This is a genomic window from Shimia sp., from assembly GCF_965227725.1.
In the GTDB taxonomy this organism is placed as follows: Bacteria; Pseudomonadota; Alphaproteobacteria; order Rhodobacterales; family Rhodobacteraceae; genus Shimia.
Map to the genome: position 1 here is coordinate 1,133,437 of NZ_CBDDGH010000005.1, position 23,323 is coordinate 1,156,759.

A 23,323-nucleotide genomic window follows, 5' to 3' on the forward strand; every position below is an offset into this window, starting at 1 on the left:
AGACAAAACCAACACCAAGGGCATGACGCGGGTCATGCCCTTTTCTTTTCCTGCGAAGCCCAAATCCACGCAACGCGCGGTGCCCTAACCAATTTTCGGGCGCGATTTTCGCACTCCCGCGATACAGCCGCGATACCGACGCAATACCGACACGGGATTTCATGGTTAACGCCCCCCGTTGCGCGATTGCGTTTGACCCCTCTGCCCGCGCGCAGTACCACCATGGGCGCAAGACAAAAGGGACCCGCCCATGATCTACAAATCGGCGCAAGACTGGCTTGATGCGGCACAGAAAAAAGTGCTGCTCTTTGGCATGTCAGGTTTGGGAAAAACGCATATTTCCAACGCCCTGCGGGACAACGGCGATTGGTTCCACTACTCGGTCGATTATCGCATCGGCACCCGCTACATGGGCGAGCACATTGCCGACAACGCCAAGCGCGAAGCGATGAAAGTGCCCTTTCTGCGCGAGCTCTTGATGACGGATTCGATCTACATCGGCTCCAACATCACCTTCAACAACCTCGCGCCGCTCTCCACCTACCTTGGCAAACCGGGAAACCCGGACCAGGGCGGTCTGCCGTTTGCCGAATACATGGCGCGGCAGGAGCAACATCGCACGGCAGAGATTGCCGCATTGATGGATACCAAACTCTTTATCAACCGCGCGCACGACCTCTACGGCTATGACCATTTTGTCTGCGACACCGGCGGCTCGATCTGCGAGGTGGTTGATCCTGAAGACCCGAAAGACCCGGTGCTGGCCGCCCTCTCTGAGACCACATTGATGGTCTGGCTCAAAGGCTCTGAGGCCCATTCCGAGGCGCTGGTGAAGCGTTTTGACCGTGACCCTAAGCCCATGTATTATCAGCCGGAATTCCTCCTGTCCGCGTGGAGCGACTATCTCGGCGAAACCGGCCAGACCGAAAGCAGCGTTGATCCAGACGCCTTCGTGCGCTGGACCTATGCCCGCGCACTCGCGCACCGCCAGCCGCGCTATGCCGCCATGGCCAAATGGGGCATCACCATCACGCCCGAAAGCGTTGCAACCGTTGCCACAGCCGATGATTTCAATCATGTGATCGCCAGCGCCCTTGAGGACCAGGCCCGCGCCGCTTAAGTATCGCCCTTCCTGACATTCAGAGTTTAAGAGACCCACATGCCTATCAAGATCCCCGCCGACCTACCCGCCTTTGACGTGCTCAAGCACGAAGGCGTCATGGTAATGGCCGAAGATCAAGCGGCCCGTCAGGACATCCGCCCCATGCGCATCGGGCTTCTGAACCTGATGCCCAAGAAGATCCAGACCGAAAACCAGTTCGCCCGCCTGATCGGCGCGACGCCGTTGCAGATCGAACTCTCGCTCATCCGCATGAGCGAGCACAAAACCCGCAACACCGCCGCCGAGCATATGGCAGAGTTTTACCGGCCTTTTCAGGATGTTAAAGCCAGCGGAGAGAAGTTTGACGGGCTGATCATCACAGGCGCGCCAATTGAGCATATGCCCTTTAACGACGTCACCTATTGGGAAGAGCTCTGCGAGGTCTTTGACTGGACCCGCACCCATGTGCACTCCACCTTCGGCGTCTGCTGGGGTGGCATGGCGATGATCAACTACTTCCACGGCATCAAAAAACACCTGCTGGATCACAAGGCCTTTGGCTGCTTCCGCCATCAGAATCTGGCCGAAGCTTCGCCCTATCTGCGTGGCTTTTCAGACGATTGCGTGATCCCGGTCAGCCGCTGGACCGAAATCCGTCAGGATGAAATCGACACCCGGCCAGAGCTGAACACCCTGCTCTACAGCGCCGATGTCGGCCCTTGTCTGGTGGAAGCTCCTGAAAGCCGAGATCTCTTTATTTTCAACCACTTCGAATACGACAGTGACACGTTGAAACAAGAGTATGACCGCGACGTGGCTGAGGGCACGCCGATCAACGTGCCGATGAATTACTACCCGGACGACAATCCTGCCAACCCGCCGCAGAACCGCTGGCGCAGCCACGCACATCTGCTTTACGGCAACTGGATTTCCGAGATTTATCACACCACGCCGTTTGACATGAGCCGCATCGGCCAGGAGATCACCGACCTGCGCGGCTAACTCCCGCGCAGCCTCCCGTTACGTCACCCGCGCAATTGTGAATCCCCTCAGGCCCACAACTTTGGCTAGTCTGTGGGCAGGTGCTCAGAGCGATCTGAGCGTCTTTGACGGGAGAAAAAGACATGCTGCGGTGGATTGTCATACTTTGTTTGATCACGATTTTGGTCGTGAAAGCAGTCACTTGGTGGAAGGTCCAATCCCGTTTGCGAGCTGCACGAGAGAATTTCCCACCCGAAGGGGCCTTTGTTGAGGTCGGCGGTCACCCCGTGCATTACGTCGCGCGTGGCAACCCTGAAAACCCAACTGTGGTGCTGATCCACGGCGCTTCTGGCAACACCCATGACTTCACCTTTGATTTTGTGGACCGCCTCACCGACCGCTATCACGTCCTTGTCTTTGACCGCCCCGGCATGGGCCACACCCCGCCGCTCGCGCGCAAAGGCGTCACCCTCATTGATCAGGCCACGCTGCTGTCTTCTGCTACAAAGGCGCTTGGGGCGGACAACCCGATTGTTGTCGGCCAAAGCTTTGGCGGGGCCGTCACCATGGCCTGGGCCGTGCATCACCCCGACCACATCGCTGCCGCTGTCTCCATCGCCGGGGCCACCTACCCGTGGCAAGGCCCGCTGAACCGGTTTTACAAACGTATCGCAAACCCTTGGATTGGCCCAACAATCTCCCGCCTGATAGCAGCATGGGCCAGCGAGGAGTATGTCGCCAAAAGCATCGCCGAGATCTTTGCCCCACAGGCCGCACCAGAAGGCTATGCGGAGGCCATTGCCGTGCCTCTGATCCTCCGCCCCCACTCCCTGATCGCCAATGCCCAGCAGCGCACCGACCTGCGCGAGGAGTTGCGCGCACTGGCCCCGCAGTATCAGAGCCTCCGCCTGCCGGTAGAGATCGTGCATGGTGACGCCGACACGATCGTCGGCCAGACAGTGCACTCCACCCGCATGGTCGAGGACATTTCAGGCGCGCATCTTGTCACTTTGGAAGGTGTCGGGCATATGCCCCATCACACCAACCCCGACGAGATTGTCGCCGCCATCGACCGCGCCGCCACCCGCGCCGGATTGCACTAGGGCGCGATGCACCCCATATTGGGGAAAACGGAGATGTTTCATGGACTTGCCATTTGACGGTGCCATCAGCGCGTATTTCAAAGACGAGGCCCCCAAGCCCATACGCGATGCCATCAAAGGGGCGGACAAGAATGACATTCTCAGCGAAAGCTACCCCCACAAAGAGCGCCTGAGCCGCAAGACCTACGAGGCAGAGCTGGAAGCGCTGCAAATCGAACTGGTCAAGATGCAGCACTGGGTCAAGGAGAGCGGCGCGCGCATCGCCATGGTCTTTGAAGGGCGCGATGCTGCGGGCAAAGGCGGCACCATCAAACGTTTTCGCGAAAACCTGAACCCACGCGGCGCGCGGGTTGTCGCGCTCTCAAAACCCACCGAGGCAGAGCAATCTCAGTGGTATTTTCAGCGCTATATCAATCACCTGCCCTCCGGTGGCGAGATCACCTTCTTTGACCGCAGCTGGTACAACCGTGGCGTGGTCGAGAAGGTCTTTGGCTTTACCGAAGACGCGGATCGCGAGCGGTTCTTTCAGCAAACCCCGGCCTTTGAACAGGCGCTTGTGGATGACGGTGTGCATCTCTTCAAGTTCTGGCTCAATGTTGGCCGCGCAGAGCAGCTCCGCCGCTTTCTGGAGCGCGAGAAAGACCCGCTCAAGCAATGGAAACTCAGCTGGATCGATGTTGAAGGCCTCAAACGCTGGGATGCCTATACCAGCGCCATTGAGGAAACGCTCACACGCTGCCACGGCCTGCACACGCCCTGGACCGTGATCCGCTCTGATGACAAGCGCCGCGCGCGCCTCAGCGCCATCCGCACGGTTCTGCACGCCTTGCCTTACGAAAGGAAAGACACGCAAGCCATTGGGAAGGTTGATACATCTGTGTGCGGCGGACCGGATATCTGGGATGCCTAAACGCGGATACCACCACGGCAACCTGCGGCAGGCGCTGGTCGAAGCAGCGCTGAGTCTCATCGAGGCAAAAGGCCCCACTGGCTTCACCCTGTCTGAGGCTGCCAAAACTGCAGGCGTCACACCGGCGGCGGTCTATCGCCATTTTGAAGGCCGCGAAGACCTGATCGCAGAGGCCGCCCGTCAAGGCTATGAGATCTTTGCCGACCTCATGCAATTCGCCTTTGATAAGGGTCAGCCATCCGCCCTCGCCTCTTTTGAGGCCACCGGACGGGCCTATCTCGCCTTTGCCCGCAAATATCCCGGCCACTACATTGCCATGTTTGAAAGCGGCATTTCCGTCAACCGCACGCCAGAGCTCGCCGCAGTCGCGACCCGCGCCCGCGGTGTTATGGAACACGCCGCCGCAGAGCTCTCCAAACATATCCCACCGGAAAAACGCCCACCCGCGAGCATGTTCTCCGCCCATGTCTGGGCCATGAGCCACGGCGTCGTCGAACTCTACGCGCGCAATTCCCCCGGCACCCAAAGCCCCTTCGCGCCAGAAGACCTTTTGGAAAGCGGCATCGGTGTCTACCTGCGCGGCCTTGGTTTGATCGACAAGGATTTGTGAGCCGCAATGGATATTTTCACCATATTTCGCGGTGAGTTAACCTATCCGGATGGTTTCGCCTCCATGGTGAAACGCGCGCCCCAGCAGCGAGCCGAATACCACGGGATGCAGGCCCTTCTGGAAGAGATCAGCCAAAGTGGCCTTGAGCAGCTCAGAGAGCAAACCGTGCCGCCCACCGAAAATCTGGATGTCGAAAATCTCGCTTCGGCAGCGGAGAAATTTCAGAACATTCAGGCGGAATTCTCAGGGCGCTCCCAACTGCTTGCTCTGCATGCGCTGGTCATCGCGGCCTCTCGGCGTCGCAACACGCCACAGATCGCGCAGGATCTGTTTCAGAAGTGTTGGCAAGATCACTCCAGATTCCTTTTGGAAAAGCTGGACATGCGTTGGAAGCTCTCTGCCCTCCAGACCTTTCGGGACTTGGGAACAACCGAGGCACAGAGGCGATGCGCAGGAGAACTCATCATATTTTTCAACATGATGAAGCTTTATGAAACCGAACGCCTCTATAGCGGCGCCTCCGCTGAGACCGCTTTTGACCCGAAAAATCGCACAGGCAAAAAGCTCCCACTCAAGCTCACACCCTATTCGCTCGGACATGGAGATCTGGATCGCAATCTCCTGGGCATGCTGTGGCTTTCTGCAGAAGAAGACCCTGTGCTCGCGCCGCTGGCCTGCCATCTGCTCACAGAAATAAACCGCGATAAACGCAATATCTTCAGGCGCCTAAGGCTGATGCGCCGTGTGCTGAAGCGGCGTCGGAGATAGCCAGCCACCAAGGCGCCTCGCCCGCGTCACTGATACGCGAGCGCCACCCAGATATGCACCCCGACAAGCGGGAAAAGCGCGGCTGACAGGCCAATATGGCAAAACAGCCAAACGAGATACATCCAATTCTTGCGATACCCAAGCACCGTGCGATTGAACACGCCGGTCACGGCGATCAAAAAGAGCACGGTGCTCACCCCCGTCATCCAGACATGCCCAAAACGCACCGCGTGCAAAGCAAAGACAAAGGTCGCCGCCACACCGACCCAGCGGTGGATGGTCAGGTTTTGCCGCATATGGCTGTTGTCTTTGCGCACACGTTTGGCAAACAGCACCCATTGATAGCCCAGCAGCCCCAGCAACAGGCATCCTGTCAGAACCTGCTGACCAAAGCCTGAGAGAGGCGCAAGCAGCCCCATCTTGATTTCAAAGAACAGAATGGTCGCCGCAAGACTTAATCCCAAAACAGCCATCGCCGCATAGGGCACGCGTTGCATCGTGGCGATCAAAATGCGCATGAAAGATCTCCTTCCAAACTGGCAGCATTCGCAGCGCCAAATTGGGTTTCGCTCTTTTTGCTACGCTGACTGCGGAGCATGGTTTTGAGAATGCCATCAGAGACTTGCGATCGGACTTCGCTGACAAACACATTGGTCTCCGGCAGTTGATAGCTGTCTTTCGCGGGCCAGTGCGCTCCAACAACAGGCGCTTTCTCAAAGCCATCGGTTTTGGCCAGATAGGCGCTATATGTCCGCTCCACCGCAACAAACAGCGCCTCAATGGTGGTCCAGAATTCCTCTGTAGAGAGCTGCGCGGAGGGGTAGGTCCAGGTGGTGGCCCCCATCACATCATTGAGCTGCCAGTCTGTTTTGGGGCTATCTTTGTGCTCATTGTGGCAACTGACGCATGGCGCGACTGAGGCCAAATCCGGATACATCGCCACTTGGCCGGCCAGATCGTCTTCTGAAAACACCGGTGCGCGCGTCTGCTTGAGCTGCTCAAACGCACGCATCTGCGCATTAGAGAAGAGATTTGAGGGATTGATAGGCGCATCAGACCCCAAATACAGCCCCAGACGCGGTGGCAACGCCTCCAGTTGCGCCGCCGTTTCCCGCAAAAAGAGAGCAGGCAATGGCCCCTGCTCCACTCCGGGCTCCCGCCACTCTTCACCAAATTTGAGACCAGCGGCCATCCCTCCGCCCACGATGCGCTTGGTGTAAATGCCCCGCGCCGCCGCATTGATGTGATTGGCAACGGCAAACAGATCGGTGACCGGGTGCTGACAGTCGCTGACCCTTTCGCCGCTGTCTCTCAAAGGCGGCGGCGCCGTGGCGAAGAGATAGATCGCCAGACAGGTAAAACCGCCAAGCAAAACGATACGTAGCGTTGTCATTCCGTCCTCGCTTCATAGAGTTTTTCCTCCCCATAAGGATCAGGCCCTCCCAGAAAATATTGCCTGATCACCTCTGCTGATATGGCCTCCGCGATGTGCAACGGTGCCTTGATTGCATGGTTGCCATGGAAGTCGTGACAGCCCAGACAGCTCTCCCACTTCTTTTGCTCGATGAGTATTTCATGCTTTATATCAATGGGATCATTTTTGACCTTGATCCCTTCATGACAGGCCTGACACACGCCCACAGCGCTGTGTACGACCTGTTCACTGTGCTCGGAATGGCAGCCCAAACAACTGCGCGCATCCACCATCTGCACTGCTTGCGCAAACCGTGGTTCCTGAAAACGATAGATCGGATGGCGCTCATTGGGGCGCGCATGACAGGCCAAGCACGCCTTTGAGGTCACCTCTTGATATCCAAAATCCACTGCCGTGGCGCGCGATCCAAGTGCGTAGTGTAGCTGCGCCTGAATCTGTTGCCGGATGCTCCCCGCGCTTTCCACATGGCAGGCGTCGCAGGCAACCTCCGCATGATCTGAGATCAACGGCCCATGCGCCAGCACATGTTTGCTGTCCTGTGACAGCATCGCCAACCCGCCAAGCGCCACAGTCGGCACCGCAGCCATCAAAGCCAACAGGCGAACAACACGCGCAGATGGAGACACCATAACCCTCTCCGCAACACAAACAAACGTGGTTAAAGAGTCGTTAGAAATGGTTAATCAACCGTTAATTGTGAAAATCCTGAGCGACAACGGTGACTTACTCCCCTGTTGCGCAGAGGTATTCCGAAGCCGCCTATGACATATGGCAGAGACAAAATGTCGCCAAAACTGCCGCCCATTTGGGTTGAAGCTCCCGCCATACAAGATTAACTCGTTAATCATAGCCATGAAGCGTTAGAGACGCTGCCAGCTAGAACTAGGGCCGCTTGCCAGTATGGCACCCAGCCAAAAACATGAGACATCGCTATGAAATTTGAGATCAATCGCCGCCAGCTGATACTTGCAGGTGCTGCCCTGATGCTGGCGCGCCCTACCTTTGCGCAATCCACCGTCGACATTCAGATGCTGAACAAACACCCTGAAGACAAGAAGCGCCGCATGGTGTTCGACCCGCTCATTCAGGTTGTGCAAGCCGGCGACACGGTGCGCTTTGTCTCTGAGGACAAAGGCCACAACAGCGAAAGCATCGAGGGCATGCTCCCCGAAGGCGTCGACGCCTGGAAAAGCAAGATCAGCAAAAATTTTGACATCACGCTCGATGTGCCAGGGTTCTATGGCTACAAATGCACCCCGCATGCGAGCATGGGCATGGCCGGCCTGATCATCGTGCAGGGCGACGGCATGATGGCCAACTATGATGCGGCCAAAGGCGTGAAGCACAAAGGTCGGATGCAGAAAGTCTGGGACGCGATCTGGGAACAGGTTGAGGCCGAAGGTCTGGCGCAGGCCTAACGTCGCGCAAATCAAACACAAAAAACAAAAGGGGCGTCCAGCACGCCCCTTCTTTTTTTACAGCACCACCGACCGATCATCCGGCCAGATACGCAAAAGCAAAAGGGCCCGCAAAACTGCGAGCCCTTTCTTTTTGGTATGTTGTCCAGCGATTAACGCTTGGAGAACTGGAACGAACGACGCGCTTTGCGCTTACCGTATTTCTTACGTTCCACAACGCGGCTGTCGCGGGTCAGGAAGCCAGCGGCTTTCAGAGGTGCGCGCAGGGAGGGTTCATAAAGCTGCAGAGCTTTAGAAATACCGTGCTTCACCGCACCGGCCTGACCGGTCAGACCGCCACCTTTCACGGTGGCATAGACGTCGAATTCACCTTCTACGCCGGCAACCTGGAAAGGCTGGCGCAGGATCAGCTGCAGAACCGGACGCGCAAAGTACTTGTCCTGGTCTTTGCCGTTCACGATGACCTTGCCGGAACCCGGCTTGATCCAAACGCGGGCAACAGCGTCTTTACGTTTACCGGTCGCATAGGAGCGGCCCAGTTCGTCGCGCACTGGCTCACGAGGAGCCGCAACTTCTACAACAGCTTCTTCACCGGCTACGGCGTTCAGCTCTTCAAGCGAGTTGATTTGATCAGCCATTGATTAGCTCCGGGTGTTCTTGCTGTTCATGGACTTAACGTCCAGGACTTCAGGCGCTTGTGCTTCATGCGGATGCTCGGCACCAGCGTATACACGCAGGTTGGTCATCTGCTTGCGGGACAGGCGGTTGCCAGGCAGCATGCGCTGAACGGCTTTGGTGACCACGCGCTCGGGGTGCTCGCCTTCCAAGATCTGACCTGCAGTGCGGGATTTGATGCCGCCTGGGTGACCAGTGTGCCAGTAGTAGTTCTTATCAGAACGCTTCTTACCGGTCAGCTGGATTTTGTCCGCGTTGATCACGATGACATTGTCACCCATGTCCATGTGCGGGGTGAAGGACGCCTTGTGCTTGCCGCGCAGGCGCATGGCGACGATCGAAGCAAGACGGCCCAGCACCACGCCTTCGGCGTCGATGATGATCCATTTCTTCTCGATGTCTGCCGGAGTAGCAGAGAAGGTTTTCATATTAGGTCTTCCAGATTGGTTGACGGGTTGGCCGGGAATCCCGGCACGCCGGTCTCTCCAGTAAATGATGGGCGGGTTATAAAGCAGCCATGCGTCACGTCAAGCGGTGGAAATCCGAAATAAATTCACAAAAACAATAGCTTGCAAAATAGGTATTATTTTACCCCATCAATTTTCATTCAAAAGAGGCGGTTTCGCCAGCAAACGCGAGACGGTTTCCAGTGCGGCCTGCAATTCGCTCACTGGCAATTCCGGTGCGAGGGCAATCCGAACGGCATTTGGCGCCTGCCCATCCGGCAAAGCGTATTCATCCGCAGATTTGATCCTTATGCCTTCTGCATCACACGCCCGCACAAAAGTGGACCCGCGCCAGCCCTGCGGCAAACGCAGCCAGATGAACGGCACATCCGGCCGCCAGCGAATATTCCAGCTGCCCAGAATATTCACGGCCACACGGACACGCTCATCAATCGCAGCCAAGACACGCCGTTTGATTCCATCCGCCTGCCCGTTCAGGATCAGCTCGGCACAGATATCCAACATCGGCTGCGGCACGCCATAGAAATTGGATTGCGCCACATGCCGCGCCTGCTGCGCTCGCCCTTCCGGCGGCACAAGGAAGCCGAAGCGCAAAGCAGAGGAGACTGCCTTGGTCAGCGAGCCAAGATACCAAGTACGGTCTGGGCACAGAACGCGGTAAGACGGCACATCGGTTGGGGAAATTGCGTAACAATCATCCTCAACAATCTGCACATTGTATCGCCGCGCCAATGTCGCGATCTCCTGCCGTCTTTCGAGCGGCGTGTGAATGGCCGTTGGGCTGTGCGCTTGGGCAGAGGTCATCAGAACCTGCCCCCCATGCCGCCGCAGCGCCTCCTCCAGCCGATCCGGGCGAATGCCATGTTGGTCCAACCCAATGCCAATCACCTCCGCACGCAGCAGGCGACAAGCATGGCGCACCCCCGGAAAGGTGATTTCTTCGGTCAGCACCACGGGGGACGCCCCATGCAGGCAGGATTGCAAGGCAATCATTGATGCACTCTGCGCCCCCAGCGTCAGAACCACGTCATCCGCTGAAATGCGCCCGGCAATGTCCTGTCCGATCCACTGCACAACTGCATCGCGCGCGACCTTATCTGTTGTTGAATCAGGGCATAGCAAATAGCGCGATCCCTCCTTCAGGGTCTGCGCCATGGCGGCGCGAATGGCCCCGTCCTGCCCCACATCCGGCACACGGACAGCCCGCAGATCAATATCGCCGCTCTGACTGTCCGTCACCAAAGGATCCGGCCCTGCCACAGGCGCATTACGTCCCTCGGCAACAAAGGTGCCGCGACCCACTGTGGTTTCCAGCAACCCCTCTTCTACAGCGAGCTTATATGCGCGAGCGACCGTTCCCGGTGTGATCCCAAGATCCCACGCCAGATCCCGCACCGTGGGCAGCTTTTCCCCCACAGGCAACTGCCCGCCATGCACGGCACACCGAAGTGATTGTACCAAAACGAGATACTTCGGATCGGTACAATTCTCAAAATCAGGCGGCCAAATTGTACCAGTCACAATGTTTTCCTCGCCATTGTATCACTACAAAGCTACACAGACAATGTAACAAATTTGAGGATTGTATCAATACAATATTGGAGACGACCATGACAATGACCACGACACATCTCGAAAGCCTGACCAGCCATGCCGCCAATGCGCAACTTCCTGTTGCAGCGCGCCTCGCGCTGTCTTTCGCAGCTGTGGTCACCGCATGGGATCAGCGCGCACGCACCCGCCGTGCCCTCTCCAAACTCGACACAGCGCAGCTCAAAGACATCGGCGTGTCGCTCGCAGACGCCCGCGCGGAAGTGGAAAAGAAGATGTGGCAAATCTGACTCCCGTCAGTTGCCTCTTCCCCCCTGGGCCGGGTTCATCCCGGCCCTTTTTTTTATTCTGCCTGAACCTGTCTGGGCGGGATCGCATAGGTCATATTGGCCCGCGCCACCGGCATCTCTTCCCCCTCGGAATAGATCAGAATGCTTGTCACTGACAGGCTGCGCCCCAATTTCAAAAGCGTTGCCTTCGCAATCAGGTCTTTGCCCGACGCCGGTTTGCGCATGAAATCCAGCGAACAATTGGTGGTGACCGTCAGCGCCTCCTTCCCGATACAGGCCATGGTCGCCACATAGGCCGCCACATCGGCCAGCGCGAACATTGACGGCCCGGAAACCGTGCCGCCGGGGCGCAAATGCCGCTCCGCCACCATCAGGCGCATCACCGTGTTGGTGCCATCAATATGCTCCACCACAAAATCGTCTTTGACCTGCGGAAAGACCGACTGCAGCCAATCGGTCATTTCTTCTGCACTCATCACTGCTTGCATGCTTTTCCTCCCTGCCCTCTGGGGTTACCGTTGCCGCAAACGTCAGGGAGGGCAAGATGACAATTCTGGAACGTCGCGACACGGAAACGGTGGCACATCTCACGATGAATGCGCCGGATCGACTGAATGCACTCTCTGATGAAATGCTGGCGGCACTGCAGGCCGAATTTGAGGCCTTGAGCGGGGACAGTAGCATTCGCGCCGTGATCCTCTCAGGCAGTGGCAAAGCCTTTTGCGCCGGTCATGATCTGAAACAAATGACAGCCGGGCGGCAATCTGAGGATGGGGGCAAAGCCTATTTCAAAGATCTCTTCACCCGCTGCGCCACCATGATGCAAACCATCCAGCACCTGCCTCAGCCGGTCATCGCCCAGGTGCATGGCATTGCCACTGCCGCAGGCTGCCAGCTGGTGGCAAGCTGCGATATGGCAGTGGCGGCCGAGGGCACACGCTTTGGCGTCAATGGCGTCAACATCGGCCTCTTTTGCTCCACGCCCATGGTGGCGCTCAGCCGCAATATCCCGCGCAAACAGGCCTTTGAAATGCTCACCACCGGCCAGTTCATTGATGCGACGCGCGCCGAAACCCTCGGACTGATCAATCGTGTTGTGCCGCAAGACCAACTGACGCCTGCCACCGAAGAGCTCGCCCAAACCGTCGCCGCCAAACTTGGTGTGGCCGTGAAGATCGGCAAACAAGCGTTCTACGAACAGCTGCAAATGCCGCTCTCTGAGGCCTACGACTATACCGGCGATGTCATGGTGCAAAATATGCTCTGGCGAGAAACCGAGGCCGGGATAGACGCTTTCCTCAACAAAGAAACGCCCAAATGGGAGCAATAGAGCGCCCTGGCCCCTTCCCAAAGAGCGCGCCGTCGCCTATGTCCGCCCCCATGACACAGACATTGCATATCATTGGCGGCGGTATGGCCGGCTCCGAGGCTGCGTGGCAAGCGGCGAACATGGGTGTTCAGGTGGTGATCCACGAGATGCGCCCAAAGGTGGAAACCTTTGCCCATCGCACCGGGCATCTGGCGGAGATGGTCTGCTCCAACTCCTTCCGCTCTGACGATGATGAGCAAAACGCTGTTGGCCTCCTGCATTGGGAAATGCGCGCGGCGGGCGGTTTGATCATGTCCAAAGCGGATGAGCACCGCCTGCCGGCAGGTGGCGCACTGGCGGTGGACCGTGATCCATTTGCCGAGTCTGTGACAGAGGCGCTGATGGCGCACCCCAATGTCACGGTTGAGTATGGCGAGATCACCGAACTGCCCAGCGATGGCCACTGGATCATCGCCACCGGCCCGCTGACCTCCACCGCGCTTGGCGCGGCCATTCAGGCCGAAACCGGTGCGGACCGTCTGGCGTTCTTTGATGCCATCGCCCCGATTGTCTATGCCGAAAGCATCGACATGGATGTGGCCTGGCTGCAGTCGCGCTACGACAAAGGCGAGACCGAAGAAGAGCGCAAAGCCTACCTCAACTGCCCGATGACGAAGGATCAATATGAGGCCTTCATCGACGCGCTGCTGGCGGCAGATAAAACCGAATTCCACGAGGGCGAAACCGCTGGTTATTTCGACGGCTGCCTGCCGATTGAGGTGATGGCCGAACGTGGCCGCGAGACCCTGCGTTTTGGCCCTATGAAACCGGTTGGCCTGACCAACATCCACAAACCGGATGACAAGCCCTATGCGGTGGTTCAACTTCGCCGTGATAACGCTTTGGGAACGCTCTATAATATCGTCGGCTTCCAGACCAAGATGAAATATGGCGCGCAGACCGATGTGTTCAAAATGATACCCGGTCTGGAGAACGCCTCCTTTGCGCGCCTTGGCGGCATTCACCGCAACACCTTCATCAACTCGCCCACCCTTCTGGACGATCAGATGCGCCTGAAATCCCGCCCCAACATCCGCTTTGCCGGGCAGGTAACAGGCGTTGAAGGCTATGTGGAAAGCGCGGCCATGGGCCTGCTGGCAGGGCGTCTTGCAGCCGCTGAAATCCTCGGCGCCCCCCTGCCAACCGCCCCGCTGAACACCGCTATGGGCGCATTGGTGCATCACATCACCGGCGGCGCGGAGGCCAAAACCTTCCAGCCGATGAACGTGAACTTTGGCCTGTTCCAGCCGGTGGATGGCCTCAAAGGTGGCCGCCGCGGCCGCAAGGACCGCTACAAAGCCTACACCGATCGCGCCAAAGCCGACTGGCAGGCGTGGCTCGATGCGCAGGCAACGGTAGACGCCTAAACCCCATCGCCCTAGGGTGGCGCAAACTGACAAGCGGCAGACCATCGTGACATTCATCACGCGCTTTGCGCCATCCCCCACCGGCCCTTTGCATCTGGGCCATGCCTATTCCGCGCTGCTTGCCCATGACACAGCCCGCGCAAAGGGCGGCCAGTTTTTGCTCCGCATCGACGATCTCGACCAATCCCGCGCCCGCCCGGCTTGGGAAGAGCAGATCTATGAGGATCTGCACTGGCTTGGGATCACTTGGGATGGTCTCATGCGCAAGCAATCAGATCACTTTGCCGACTACGAGCTGGCGCTGAGCCAATTGCGCGACATGGGGCTGACCTATGAATGCACCTGCACGCGCCGCGATATTGAAGCCGCCGCCAACGCGCCACAGGAAGGTGTGCCAGAGTTCGGCCCGGACGGGCGCATCTATCCCGGCACCTGCCGTCACGCCCATCACACTCCGCAAGATGCCACCTGCACACGGCTTGATATGGAGAAGGCCTGCACCTTGGCCCTTCCTGTCACGTTTAAAGAACAAGGCCCGCTGCATAAAGGCACGCATCAGCTCGTCGCCCAAACGCTGATCAGCCACGTGGGGGATGTGGTGCTGGCGCGCCGCAATATGGCCGCCTCCTACCACCTCTCCGTGGTGCTGGATGATGCGGCAACCGATATCACCCATGTCATTCGCGGCGCGGATCTTTTTGAGGCCACGGCAATCCACGTGCTCCTGCAGGCGATACTCAAGCTGCCCACGCCCATCTATCACCACCACGATCTGATCCGCGACGCAGCGGGCAAACGTCTGGCCAAACGCGATGATGCCCGCGCCATCGCCAAGTTCAGAGAAGAGGGTGCTTCCCCCGCAGACATCCGCGCCATGGTTGGGCTGCCCTCGGCTTCATTCTGCTGAAAATACTCCCGCCGGAGGCATGAGCGGCTAGCTCATTCATCCATCGGCTTCATCAACTCAACGGTCTGCCCATCCCGCACAGCGGTATAAAAGCATGTGCGACGGTTGGTATGGCACGCCGCCCCAACCTGCTTGATCAGAACAAGGATGCAGTCCTGATCGCAGTCATAACGGAAATCAACAAGCTCCTGCGTATGGCCAGAGGTCTCGCCTTTGATCCAGAACGACTGGCGTGACCGGCTCCAGTAAGTCACCCGCTTGGTTTCCAGTGTCTTGGCCACCGCCTCAGCGTTCATCCAGGCCATCATCAACACTTCACCGCTTTCGCTGTCCTGCGCAATCGCCGGGATCAACCCCGCCTCATTGTAGGTCAGCGATTTTGGATCAAATTCCATACCTTCGTCCCCTTTGCATCCCGTGTTTTCCTCTCTATCTAGGAATGACGCAGCAAAGGAAACAGCGATGTCCGGCGAAACCGACCTGATCAAGCTTTACTCTGGCCAGATCCTGCAATTGGCGGCATCCATTCCGCACACCGACCGGCTTGCTGATCCGGACGCAACCGTCAAAAAACGCTCGCCCCTGTGCGGCTCCACTGTGACGGTTGATGTGTCGGTCGCTGATGGTGTGATCAGCGCATTTGGCCAAGATGTGAAAGCCTGCGCGCTCGGTCAGGCTGCAGCCTCCGTCGTCGGTGCCAATGTCATCGGCCGCAGCCGCGCAGAGATTGATGCCGCGCGCGATGCACTCAAAGAGATGTTGAAACAGGACGGCCCAACACCTCCGGCACCCTTTGACGGGCTCGAAGTTCTGCGCCCCGCGCGTGACTATAAAAATCGCCACGCCTCCATTCTGCTCGCCCTTGAGGCCACAGCAGAAGCTTTTGAGGCCGCGGAACAGGCCAACTGCGCTTAATTTTCGGTCCCAGGTCGAACAGGTCAAACCGTGTTTGGCGAAACCTTCACCCTATGAAAGGGGGCCAGCCCCCTCGGCCTTCGACCTCTCCCCCGGGATATTACGGGCAAGAGGAAGACGCTGTGCCGGAGTGTCTCTTCCGCGCGTTGCCACCCAAACGCTTTGCGCTAAAGCATAAAAAAACCGCCGCACTTCCGGGGAGAAGGCGGCGGTAAGGCCAAGCGTTATCACGTGGGACCTGAGCCATCTACAAAGGGGGAGGCAGACCCCCAAGAGGACTAGGAACAGGCAGTGTCAGTCAGAACGCATCACGTGGGGACAGATGCGCAGATGGTCAGCGTGAAAGCCGCAGGCAATGAGGTGAGACAGAAACTGTCTCAGTGGCACAGAAAGAATTCAGTCGATCAAGTCACACAAAACCGGGCACATGCAGCGCAAGCACCAGCATGATCACCAGAGCCACCCCGCCAACAGCATCCTGCAACAGTGTGTCACCTGAATTGCGCACGACCGATTTGATTTGCTGCATCATGGGACCTCTCCTTCTCCCTAAGTTTTGTTGCCTCTTTGTTCTCATGCGGCGCGATTCGAGTAAAGAACTTTTTGAGAACAAAAGAGAACATTAAGAGACTTTCGCGGCTAACCCACTGAAATCAAACGAATCGCCTGATCTTGCTCCATCAGCCACAGGAGAACACGCGCCGCCTGCCCGCGTTCTGTTTCCAAGGTTGGGTCATCATGCAAAAGCTTGCGTGCATCACTTTGCGCCACCGCCATCAGGCTCGCCTGACTTTCAACATCCGCAATCCGAAAGCGCGGCAAACCGGACTGCGCGGTGCCAATCAGATCGCCAGCTCCGCGCATCTGCAGATCGGTTTCGGCAATCACGAAGCCGTCTTCGCTCTCGCGCAGCACTTTCAGACGCTTCTCCCCGCTTTCGGTCAGCGGTGCTTGGTACATCAACAAACAGGTTGAAGCTTGCGAGCCCCGGCCCACACGTCCGCGCAGCTGATGGAGCTGCGCAAGACCAAACGCTTCCGCGCGCTCGATCACCATGATCGTGGCGTTGGGCACATTCACGCCCACCTCAATCACGGTTGTTGCCACCAGAACCTGTGTCTCACCGGCCTGAAACGCCGCCATCGCCGCGTCTTTCTCCTCTGGGAGCATCTGGCCATGCACAAGCCCGACAACACCTTCACCGAGCGCGGCCCTGAGCGCTTTAAACCGCGCATCTGCGGCGGTGTAATCGACCCGCTCGCTTTCCTCGACCAGCGGGCACACCCAATAGGCCTGCTTGCCCTCCGCCACCGCTTTTTGCAGATGGCCCGCAACCTCATCCATGCGGGTGGTCGGGATCAGAGCGGTGGTGATGGGCTGACGTCCGGGCGGCTTTTCATCCAGCACCGACACATCCATGTCGCCATATTGCGCAAGCGCCAGACTGCGTGGGATCGGCGTGGCCGTCATCACCAAGACATCGGCACCGGCACCCTTTTTGCTAAGCTCCAACCGTTGGCGCACACCAAAGCGGTGTTGCTCGTCAATGATGGCCAGCCGCAAATCTTCAAAATGGACGTCCTGCTGGAACACCGCATGGGTGCCGACCAAAATGTGAATGTCTCCCCGCGCCAGCGCCTCAAGCTTGGCTTTGCGCTCTTTGCCTTTGTCGCGACCGGTGAGAATCTCCAGCACCACGCCCGCGCTTTCCGCCAGAGGCCGCAGACCCTCCATATGCTGGCGTGCCAAAATCTCGGTCGGGGCCATCATCACGCCCTGCCCGCCCGCTTCTACGGCGATCAGCAAAGCCACAAAGGCCACCAGCGTTTTGCCCGCGCCGACATCGCCTTGTAGCAAGCGGTTCATGCGGCTTGGCTCCGCCATATCGCGCGCAATTGCCTCGATGGCCCGCTCCTGCGCCCCCGTGGGCTTGTAGGGCAGCGCCGCGCGCACCTTTGCCTGCAACACAGTGGTTTGCTGCGAAATCACGCCTTTGGCTTTCTGCAACTGGCTCCGCGCCAAGGCCAGCGTGATCTGATGCGCAAGAAACTCATCATAGGCCAGCCGTTCCCGCGCCGGATGGTTGGGGGACACCTGCTCCATCGCCTCAGGATGATGCACCAGCGCCATGGCTTCAGACCACGAGGGCCACCTCGCCTGATCTTTTTGGGACGGATCAATCCACTCCGCAAAATCCGGCGCCTTGGACAAAGCAGAGCGCACAGCCTTCACCATCGTCTTTTGCGAAACCCCGTGGGTCAGCGGATAAACAGGCTCAAAGGCGGGAATATCTTCGGCTTCATTTGGCGCAACCACATACTCCGGATGCACCATCTGGGCGACGCCATCAAACAGCTCAACCTTGCCGGACACGACACGCCGCGCGCCTTCCGGCAGGATTTTCTGCAAATAATCTGTGCGCGCATGGAAGAACACGATCTGAAACGAGGTCATCGCGTCCTGCACCGTGATCCGATACGCCCCGCCCCGATTGCGCGGCGGGCGATGCGTGCCCACAAGCACCTGCACGGTGACCACACCGGGCAGCTCCGCCTCATTCACCGAAAGCTTCTGCGCACGGTCAATCCCCGCATAGGGCAGCAGAAACAGCAGATCCCGCGGTTTGGTGACATCAATCTGCCCCAGATGCTGCGCCGTTTTGGGCCCAACACCGTCCAGTTTTGTCAGATCCGCGAAAAGCGGAAACAGGCTTTCCGGCCGTCCGCTCATAGGCCCTCGATCATCGCCAGCCAGCCGTCTTCGTCGATGGTTTCAATACCCAACTCCTGCGCTTTGGCCGCTTTGCTGCCCGCCCCCGGCCCCGCCACAAGCAAATCGGTTTTCTTGGAAACAGACCCGGACACTTTCGCCCCAAGACTTTCCGCACGCGCCTTGGCTTCTGCGCGAGTCATCTTCTCAAGCGAGCCGGTAAACACCACAGTCTTGCCAGCCACCGGGCTTTCCTGAGACGGCGCTTCAGGCGGGATGATGTCCAACTCATCCATCAACCGGTCAATGGCCGCGCGTTCTTCGGCGTTGGCAAAAGCATCCGTGAGCGACAGCCCCACAGCGGCCCCAATGCCATCAATCCCGGTCAGATCCGCCCAGACCGCCTGCGCCCCCGCAGGCACCTTGCACTCAGAAATCGCTGCGTCCCGGCTTTCCTTGACCCGCGCGCGGCGACCTTCGCGCTGCGCCGCGATCCGCTCGGCCTCTTCCGCCTGATCCGCCGCCCGATGGGCGAGCGCGGCTGGTCGCGCCGCTTCCGCCGCATGCACAAGCTTATCCCAGCTCATGAAGTGCAGCGCCAAATCTTTGGCTGCACTCTCGCCGACATGGCGAATGCCAAGACTGAACAGCGCCCGCGCGAAAGCGATCTTGCGCTTATCGTTGATGGCCGCAAACAGATTGGCCGCACTCTGATCGCCCCAGCCTTTGCGGTTCTTGAGCTTGTTCAGATTGCCCGCATCCCGACGTTCCAAAGTGAAAATCTGAGCCGGTTCACGGATGGGCAGATCCGGATCGTCAAAGAACATCTCGATCTGTTTCGCACCCAATCCTTCGATATCAAAGGCTTTACGAGCCACGAAATGACGCAACTTTTCAATGGCTTGCGCAGCACAGATCATCCCGCCAGTGCAATAGCGCACCGCGTCGCCTTCTTCACGCACGGCGGGCGAGCCACACACCGGACAGCTCTCCGGGAACGCATAGCGCTCGGCATCACCTTTGCGCTTGCTCAGGTCCACGTCCGCCACTTTGGGGATCACATCCCCCGCGCGATAGACCTGCACCCAGTCGCCTTCGCGGATGTCTTTGCCGCCACGGATCTCAGCACCTTTGCTGTCCCGTCCGGCGATGTAGTCTTCATTGTGCAGCGTTGCGTTGGAGACCACCACGCCGCCCACCGTCACTGGGGCGAGCCGCGCAACCGGGCTGAGTGCACCGGTGCGGCCCACCTGAATGTCGATGGCCTCAAGCCAGGTCCAGGCCAGTTCTGCCGGAAACTTATGCGCCACCGCCCAACGCGGTGTGGTGGAGCGAAAGCCCAACCGCGCCTGCAGCGCCAGTTCGTCCACCTTGTAAACCACGCCGTCGATGTCATAGCCAAGGTCCGCGCGGCCTTCCTCGATCTTGTGGTAATGCGCGATCATCTCATCGGCATTTGCACAGAGTGCCGTCAGATCATTGATCACGAACCCAAAGGACTGAAGTCGTTTGATCGCCTCCATCTGCGTCTCTGCCAACGGCTCAGACAGCTCTCCCCAAGCGTAGGCAAAGAACTTCAGCGGGCGCTCGCGGGTGACATTTGCATCCAGCTGTCGCAGGCTGCCCGCAGCCGCGTTGCGCGGGTTGGCAAACACGGTCAGCGCGCGCTTACCGGCCTCTGCCCGTTTCTCGTTCTCTGCCGTGATCCGCGCATTTAGGGCCGCGAAATCCGCGTGGCTCATATAGACTTCGCCGCGCACCTCCAACACATCCGGCGCACCGTCGATCTCATGGGGAATATCGGCAATGGTCTTGGCATTCTCAGTGACGTTTTCCCCCGTTGCGCCATCGCCACGGGTCGCCGCGTAGACCAGCTTGCCCTGCTCATAGCGCAACGACAGGCTCAATCCGTCGATCTTGGGTTCTGCCGTAAACGCCAACGCGCCAGTGCCCTGCCCCAGATACTTGCGGATACGGTCGACAAAATCCTGAACATCCTGATCTTCAAACGCATTGCCAAGGCTCAGCATCGGCACTGCATGGGTGATCTTGCCAAAACCTTCGGCTGGTGCCGCCCCCACCTGCTCAGATGGGCTGTCTGCACGTTTGAGATCTGGGAAACGCGCCTCAATCTCTTGGTTGCGCCGCTTCAGCCGGTCATATTCCGCGTCCGAAAGCTTTGGCGCATCGGCGCCGTGATAGTCGCGATTCGCCTGAGCCAGCAACGCGGAAAGGCGCCCGAGTTCCTCGCGCGCCTGCTCCATAGTCAATTCTGCAATGGCGATCTCTTTGGCCACGTGCGTCTCCCTATCATACCCTCCCAAGTGATAGGGCTGAGACGCGGCGAGGTCCAGTAGATCCCGGCGCTTATCAGGCGCGCATTGCCACCGGATCGTCGGTCGCCGATACCGGCTCAGGATCACGTAGCACATAACCACGGCCCCAGACTGTCTCGATATAGTTCTCGCCACCGGTTGCTTCGCTGAGTTTCTTGCGCAGCTTACAGATGAAGACGTCGATGATTTTCAGTTCCGGCTCGTCCATGCCGCCGTAAAGATGGTTCAGAAACATCTCTTTGGTCAGCGTGGTGCCCTTGCGCAGGCTCAGAAGCTCCAGCATCTGGTACTCTTTGCCTGTCAGGTGAACAGTTTTACCTTCAACTTCAACGGTTTTGGCGTCCAGGTTCACAGAGATGCGGCCGGTTTTGATCACGGACTGAGAGTGGCCTTTGGAGCGGCGGATGATCGCGTGAATACGCGCCACCAGCTCTTCGCGGTGGAACGGTTTGGTCAGGTAGTCATCTGCACCGTAACCAAAGCCTTTAAGCTTGCTTTCGGTGTCATCTGCGCCGGACAGAATCAGGATCGGCGTGTCGATGCGCGATGTGCGCAGCTGACGCAGCACTTCGTGGCCTGTCATGTCTGGCAGGCCAAGATCCAGCAGGATCAGGTCGTAGTCATAGAGCTTTGCCAGGTCGATGCCCTCTTCGCCAAGATCTGTGGCATAGACATTCAGGTTGGCGTGGGTCAGCATCATCTCAATGCTTTTAGATGTGGTGGGATCGTCTTCGACCAGCAGCACTCTCATTTGGACTTCCTTACAACTGGGAGGGTTTATGCGTTAACATTAACCTTAATGGTTAAAGGTTAACGAGCCGTTACCAATTTAGGAAGGTTAAGAGGCAAAATCAGTTCTGTCTAAATTTCTGCACCGCTGTCGCTTTCAAAGCCTCCTGTCCGTGGGTCGACACAGCGGTCACCCATTCGTTGAACTCATCATCACTTAATCCATAGGTTTCAAGCGCTTCGCGCTTTGTGATCAACCCATAGGCCACGCCGCGCACAACCGCGGCTTTGCGTGATGCCACCCAGCGTTTGGTGTTGGCCGGTGGCAAATCGGCCCGCGTCATCACCTGCCCGTCTGACAGGGTAACACATCTTGGCCCCTCAACTTTTTTCAAAAACATTGCGTCCATCTCCTCGCGTGAGGAAAATTTTCTCCGAGCGGACTTAACGAGGCCCTAAAGCGCCCCTTGAGAGTATCTAAGATTTTCCTATATTCTCGTCGACTTCTGACCGGAGAGACTCACCATGGCGCTTCACAGCGACACACCCCTTAATTCATTGGGTTTTGCGAAGCCCCCTTCTGAAACCCGCGTGGTCGTTGCCATGTCCGGCGGGGTGGATAGCTCCGTTGTCGCAGCCCAATTGGCGGACGAAGGCTACGATGTGGTGGGTGTCACCCTGCAACTTTATGACCATGGCGCGGCTTTGGCGAAGAAAGGTGCGTGCTGTGCGGGAATCGATATTCACGATGCGCGCCGCGTCGCCGAGGAAAAAGGCTTCCCGCATTATGTCCTGGATTACGAGAATATCTTCCAAGACGCGGTAATTGACGAATTTGCCGACAGCTACCTCGCAGGTGCCACTCCGGTGCCCTGTATCCGCTGCAATGAGCGGGTGAAATTCAAGGATCTTCTGGAAACCGCCAAGGATCTGGATGCCGATTGCATGGCCACGGGCCACTACATCCAGCGCAAAATGGGCACCCAAGGCGCCGAGTTGCATTCCGCCGAAGATGCCCGTCGCGACCAGAGCTACTTCCTGTTCTCCACCACGCCGGAGCAGCTCGACTACCTGCGCTTCCCGCTGGGCCATCTGCCCAACAAAGACGCAACGCGCGCGCTGGCGGCAGAGTACGGCCTCTCGGTGGCCGACAAGCCCGACAGTCAGGACATCTGTTTCGTGCCAAATGGCGACTATGCCAGCGTGATTGAGAAACTGCGCCCCGGTGCGGCGGACGCAGGCGAAATCGTGGATCACGAAGGCAATGTGCGCGGCGCCCACAATGGCGTCATTCACTACACCATCGGGCAGCGTCGCGGCCTTGGCATCGGCGGGCTTACCGAGCCGCTTTATGTGGTGAAACTGGACGTTGAGAAGAAACAGGTTGTCGTCGGCCCCAAAGAGATGCTGGCCACCCGCATAATACCTGTGCGCGAGATCAACTGGCTTGGTGATGAACCTTTTGACTCCAGGTCGGAATGGCAAGTGGCCGTCAAGGTCCGCTCCACACGCCCGCCGCGCGACGCCATCATTCGCCCAACCGGCCCGACCACCGCAGAGGTGGAATTGCTGACACCGGAAGAAGGCGTGTCCCCCGGTCAGGCCTGCGTCTTTTATGACAATGAAAGCTCGCGCATCTTTGGCGGCGGCTGGATTTGGCGCGGCTACTAAGCTGCCAAGA

General features: G+C 58.3%; 26 protein-coding genes. 13 read left to right on the plus strand and 13 right to left on the minus strand.

The genetic code is table 11. The features are described 5' to 3' along the window. Positions 1-250 precede the first annotated feature (250 nt). The 6 genes from ACO07T_RS15860 (at position 251) to ACO07T_RS15885 (ending at position 5,474) form a co-directional block, all read left to right on the plus strand. Positions 251-1,120: an ATPase gene (locus ACO07T_RS15860; RefSeq protein ID WP_422050197.1), complete on the plus strand. Its 870-nt coding sequence runs from the start codon at positions 251-253 to the stop codon at positions 1,118-1,120. Between the two features lie 39 nt (positions 1,121-1,159). Further along, positions 1,160-2,104 (plus strand): homoserine O-acetyltransferase MetA, encoded by a 945-nt coding sequence (gene metA / locus ACO07T_RS15865; RefSeq protein ID WP_422050198.1) that lies wholly within the window; start codon positions 1,160-1,162, stop codon positions 2,102-2,104. 122 nt (positions 2,105-2,226) lie between these two features. Then, positions 2,227-3,186, plus strand: a complete 960-nt coding sequence (locus ACO07T_RS15870; protein WP_422050199.1) for an alpha/beta fold hydrolase — start codon at positions 2,227-2,229, stop codon at positions 3,184-3,186. 40 nt (positions 3,187-3,226) lie between these two features. Beyond that, positions 3,227-4,096, plus strand: coding sequence for a polyphosphate kinase 2 (gene ppk2, locus ACO07T_RS15875; protein ID WP_422050200.1), 870 nt, complete (start codon positions 3,227-3,229; stop codon positions 4,094-4,096). Then, complete coding sequence (locus tag ACO07T_RS15880) at positions 4,089-4,706, plus strand: TetR/AcrR family transcriptional regulator (protein WP_209063167.1); 618 nt, start codon at positions 4,089-4,091, stop codon at positions 4,704-4,706. Before ppk2 ends, ACO07T_RS15880 begins: the two co-directional genes overlap by 8 nt. A gap of 6 nt (positions 4,707-4,712) precedes the next feature. Continuing rightward, complete coding sequence (locus ACO07T_RS15885; RefSeq protein WP_422050201.1) at positions 4,713-5,474, plus strand: hypothetical protein; 762 nt, start codon at positions 4,713-4,715, stop codon at positions 5,472-5,474. A 26-nt stretch (positions 5,475-5,500) separates the two neighbouring features. Here the strand turns inward: ACO07T_RS15885 and ACO07T_RS15890 are convergent, their stop codons facing one another. Genes ACO07T_RS15890 through ACO07T_RS15900 form a run of 3 tightly spaced genes read right to left on the minus strand, consistent with a single transcriptional unit; the run spans position 5,501 to position 7,538 of the window. Next, entirely contained in the window at positions 5,501-5,992 is a 492-nt protein-coding gene (locus ACO07T_RS15890) for a hypothetical protein (protein ID WP_422050202.1), read from the minus strand. Beyond that, a complete protein-coding gene (locus tag ACO07T_RS15895) occupies positions 5,980-6,867 on the minus strand; it encodes a c-type heme family protein (RefSeq protein WP_422050203.1) in 888 nt (295 codons plus the stop codon). The genes ACO07T_RS15890 and ACO07T_RS15895 overlap by 13 nt, the downstream gene beginning before the upstream one ends. Further along, the gene (locus ACO07T_RS15900) at positions 6,864-7,538 is read right to left on the minus strand and encodes a hypothetical protein (protein WP_422050204.1); all 675 of its coding nucleotides are present in this window, start codon (positions 7,536-7,538) and stop codon (positions 6,864-6,866) included. Before ACO07T_RS15900 ends, ACO07T_RS15895 begins: the two co-directional genes overlap by 4 nt. Before the next feature lie 303 nt (positions 7,539-7,841). Between ACO07T_RS15900 and ACO07T_RS15905 the strand changes: the two genes are divergently transcribed. Next, entirely contained in the window at positions 7,842-8,327 is a 486-nt protein-coding gene (locus tag ACO07T_RS15905; RefSeq protein ID WP_422050205.1) for a pseudoazurin, read from the plus strand. Between the two features lie 152 nt (positions 8,328-8,479). On the opposite strand, the gene rpsI is transcribed toward ACO07T_RS15905, so the two are convergent. From rpsI to ACO07T_RS15920, 3 genes are all read right to left on the minus strand, one after another. Then, complete coding sequence (gene rpsI, locus ACO07T_RS15910) at positions 8,480-8,965, minus strand: 30S ribosomal protein S9 (protein WP_058240297.1); 486 nt, start codon at positions 8,963-8,965, stop codon at positions 8,480-8,482. A gap of 3 nt (positions 8,966-8,968) precedes the next feature. Continuing rightward, positions 8,969-9,430, minus strand: a complete 462-nt coding sequence (gene rplM, locus ACO07T_RS15915; RefSeq protein WP_209079144.1) for a 50S ribosomal protein L13 — start codon at positions 9,428-9,430, stop codon at positions 8,969-8,971. A gap of 168 nt (positions 9,431-9,598) precedes the next feature. Then, positions 9,599-10,990, minus strand: coding sequence for a PLP-dependent aminotransferase family protein (locus ACO07T_RS15920; protein WP_422050206.1), 1,392 nt, complete (start codon positions 10,988-10,990; stop codon positions 9,599-9,601). An 89-nt stretch (positions 10,991-11,079) separates the two neighbouring features. Here ACO07T_RS15920 and ACO07T_RS15925 point away from each other — a divergent pair, with 89 nt between their 5' ends. Continuing rightward, positions 11,080-11,310, plus strand: coding sequence for a DUF1127 domain-containing protein (locus ACO07T_RS15925; RefSeq protein ID WP_247742909.1), 231 nt, complete (start codon positions 11,080-11,082; stop codon positions 11,308-11,310). Positions 11,311-11,363: 53 nt separating this feature from the next. Here the strand turns inward: ACO07T_RS15925 and ACO07T_RS15930 are convergent, their stop codons facing one another. Continuing rightward, positions 11,364-11,798, minus strand: coding sequence for a PaaI family thioesterase (locus ACO07T_RS15930; RefSeq protein ID WP_422050207.1), 435 nt, complete (start codon positions 11,796-11,798; stop codon positions 11,364-11,366). A gap of 56 nt (positions 11,799-11,854) precedes the next feature. On the opposite strand from ACO07T_RS15930, the gene ACO07T_RS15935 reads away from it, so the two are divergent. Genes ACO07T_RS15935 through gluQRS form a run of 3 tightly spaced genes read left to right on the plus strand, consistent with a single transcriptional unit; the run spans position 11,855 to position 14,953 of the window. Beyond that, complete coding sequence (locus tag ACO07T_RS15935) at positions 11,855-12,640, plus strand: enoyl-CoA hydratase (RefSeq protein ID WP_422050208.1); 786 nt, start codon at positions 11,855-11,857, stop codon at positions 12,638-12,640. Positions 12,641-12,690: 50 nt separating this feature from the next. Beyond that, positions 12,691-14,046, plus strand: a complete 1,356-nt coding sequence (gene trmFO / locus ACO07T_RS15940; protein ID WP_422050209.1) for a methylenetetrahydrofolate--tRNA-(uracil(54)-C(5))-methyltransferase (FADH(2)-oxidizing) TrmFO — start codon at positions 12,691-12,693, stop codon at positions 14,044-14,046. A gap of 46 nt (positions 14,047-14,092) precedes the next feature. After that, positions 14,093-14,953, plus strand: coding sequence for a tRNA glutamyl-Q(34) synthetase GluQRS (gluQRS, locus tag ACO07T_RS15945; RefSeq protein ID WP_422050210.1), 861 nt, complete (start codon positions 14,093-14,095; stop codon positions 14,951-14,953). Positions 14,954-14,985: 32 nt separating this feature from the next. On the opposite strand, the gene hisI is transcribed toward gluQRS, so the two are convergent. Further along, positions 14,986-15,348, minus strand: coding sequence for a phosphoribosyl-AMP cyclohydrolase (hisI, locus tag ACO07T_RS15950; RefSeq protein WP_209063195.1), 363 nt, complete (start codon positions 15,346-15,348; stop codon positions 14,986-14,988). A gap of 67 nt (positions 15,349-15,415) precedes the next feature. On the opposite strand from hisI, the gene ACO07T_RS15955 reads away from it, so the two are divergent. Beyond that, positions 15,416-15,868 carry an iron-sulfur cluster assembly scaffold protein gene (locus ACO07T_RS15955; protein WP_422050211.1) on the plus strand — a complete coding sequence of 151 codons (453 nt, stop codon included), beginning with the start codon at positions 15,416-15,418 and terminating at the stop codon, positions 15,866-15,868. A gap of 409 nt (positions 15,869-16,277) precedes the next feature. On the opposite strand, the gene ACO07T_RS15960 is transcribed toward ACO07T_RS15955, so the two are convergent. From ACO07T_RS15960 to ACO07T_RS15980, 5 genes are all read right to left on the minus strand, one after another. Next, positions 16,278-16,400, minus strand: coding sequence for a hypothetical protein (locus ACO07T_RS15960; protein WP_271308124.1), 123 nt, complete (start codon positions 16,398-16,400; stop codon positions 16,278-16,280). Between the two features lie 107 nt (positions 16,401-16,507). Next, positions 16,508-18,598 (minus strand): ATP-dependent DNA helicase RecG, encoded by a 2,091-nt coding sequence (gene recG, locus ACO07T_RS15965; protein WP_422050212.1) that lies wholly within the window; start codon positions 18,596-18,598, stop codon positions 16,508-16,510. After that, positions 18,595-20,841, minus strand: coding sequence for an NAD-dependent DNA ligase LigA (ligA, locus tag ACO07T_RS15970; protein ID WP_422050518.1), 2,247 nt, complete (start codon positions 20,839-20,841; stop codon positions 18,595-18,597). The genes recG and ligA overlap by 4 nt, the downstream gene beginning before the upstream one ends. 106 nt (positions 20,842-20,947) lie before the next feature. Further along, on the minus strand, positions 20,948-21,664 hold the full coding sequence (gene ctrA / locus ACO07T_RS15975) for a response regulator transcription factor CtrA (RefSeq protein WP_209063203.1): 717 nt from the start codon (positions 21,662-21,664) through the stop codon (positions 20,948-20,950). A gap of 100 nt (positions 21,665-21,764) precedes the next feature. After that, a complete protein-coding gene (locus tag ACO07T_RS15980; protein WP_209063205.1) occupies positions 21,765-22,043 on the minus strand; it encodes a DUF1153 domain-containing protein in 279 nt (92 codons plus the stop codon). A 124-nt stretch (positions 22,044-22,167) separates the two neighbouring features. Between ACO07T_RS15980 and mnmA the strand changes: the two genes are divergently transcribed. Continuing rightward, the gene (gene mnmA / locus ACO07T_RS15985; protein ID WP_422050213.1) at positions 22,168-23,313 is read left to right on the plus strand and encodes a tRNA 2-thiouridine(34) synthase MnmA; all 1,146 of its coding nucleotides are present in this window, start codon (positions 22,168-22,170) and stop codon (positions 23,311-23,313) included. Positions 23,314-23,323 lie beyond the last annotated feature (10 nt).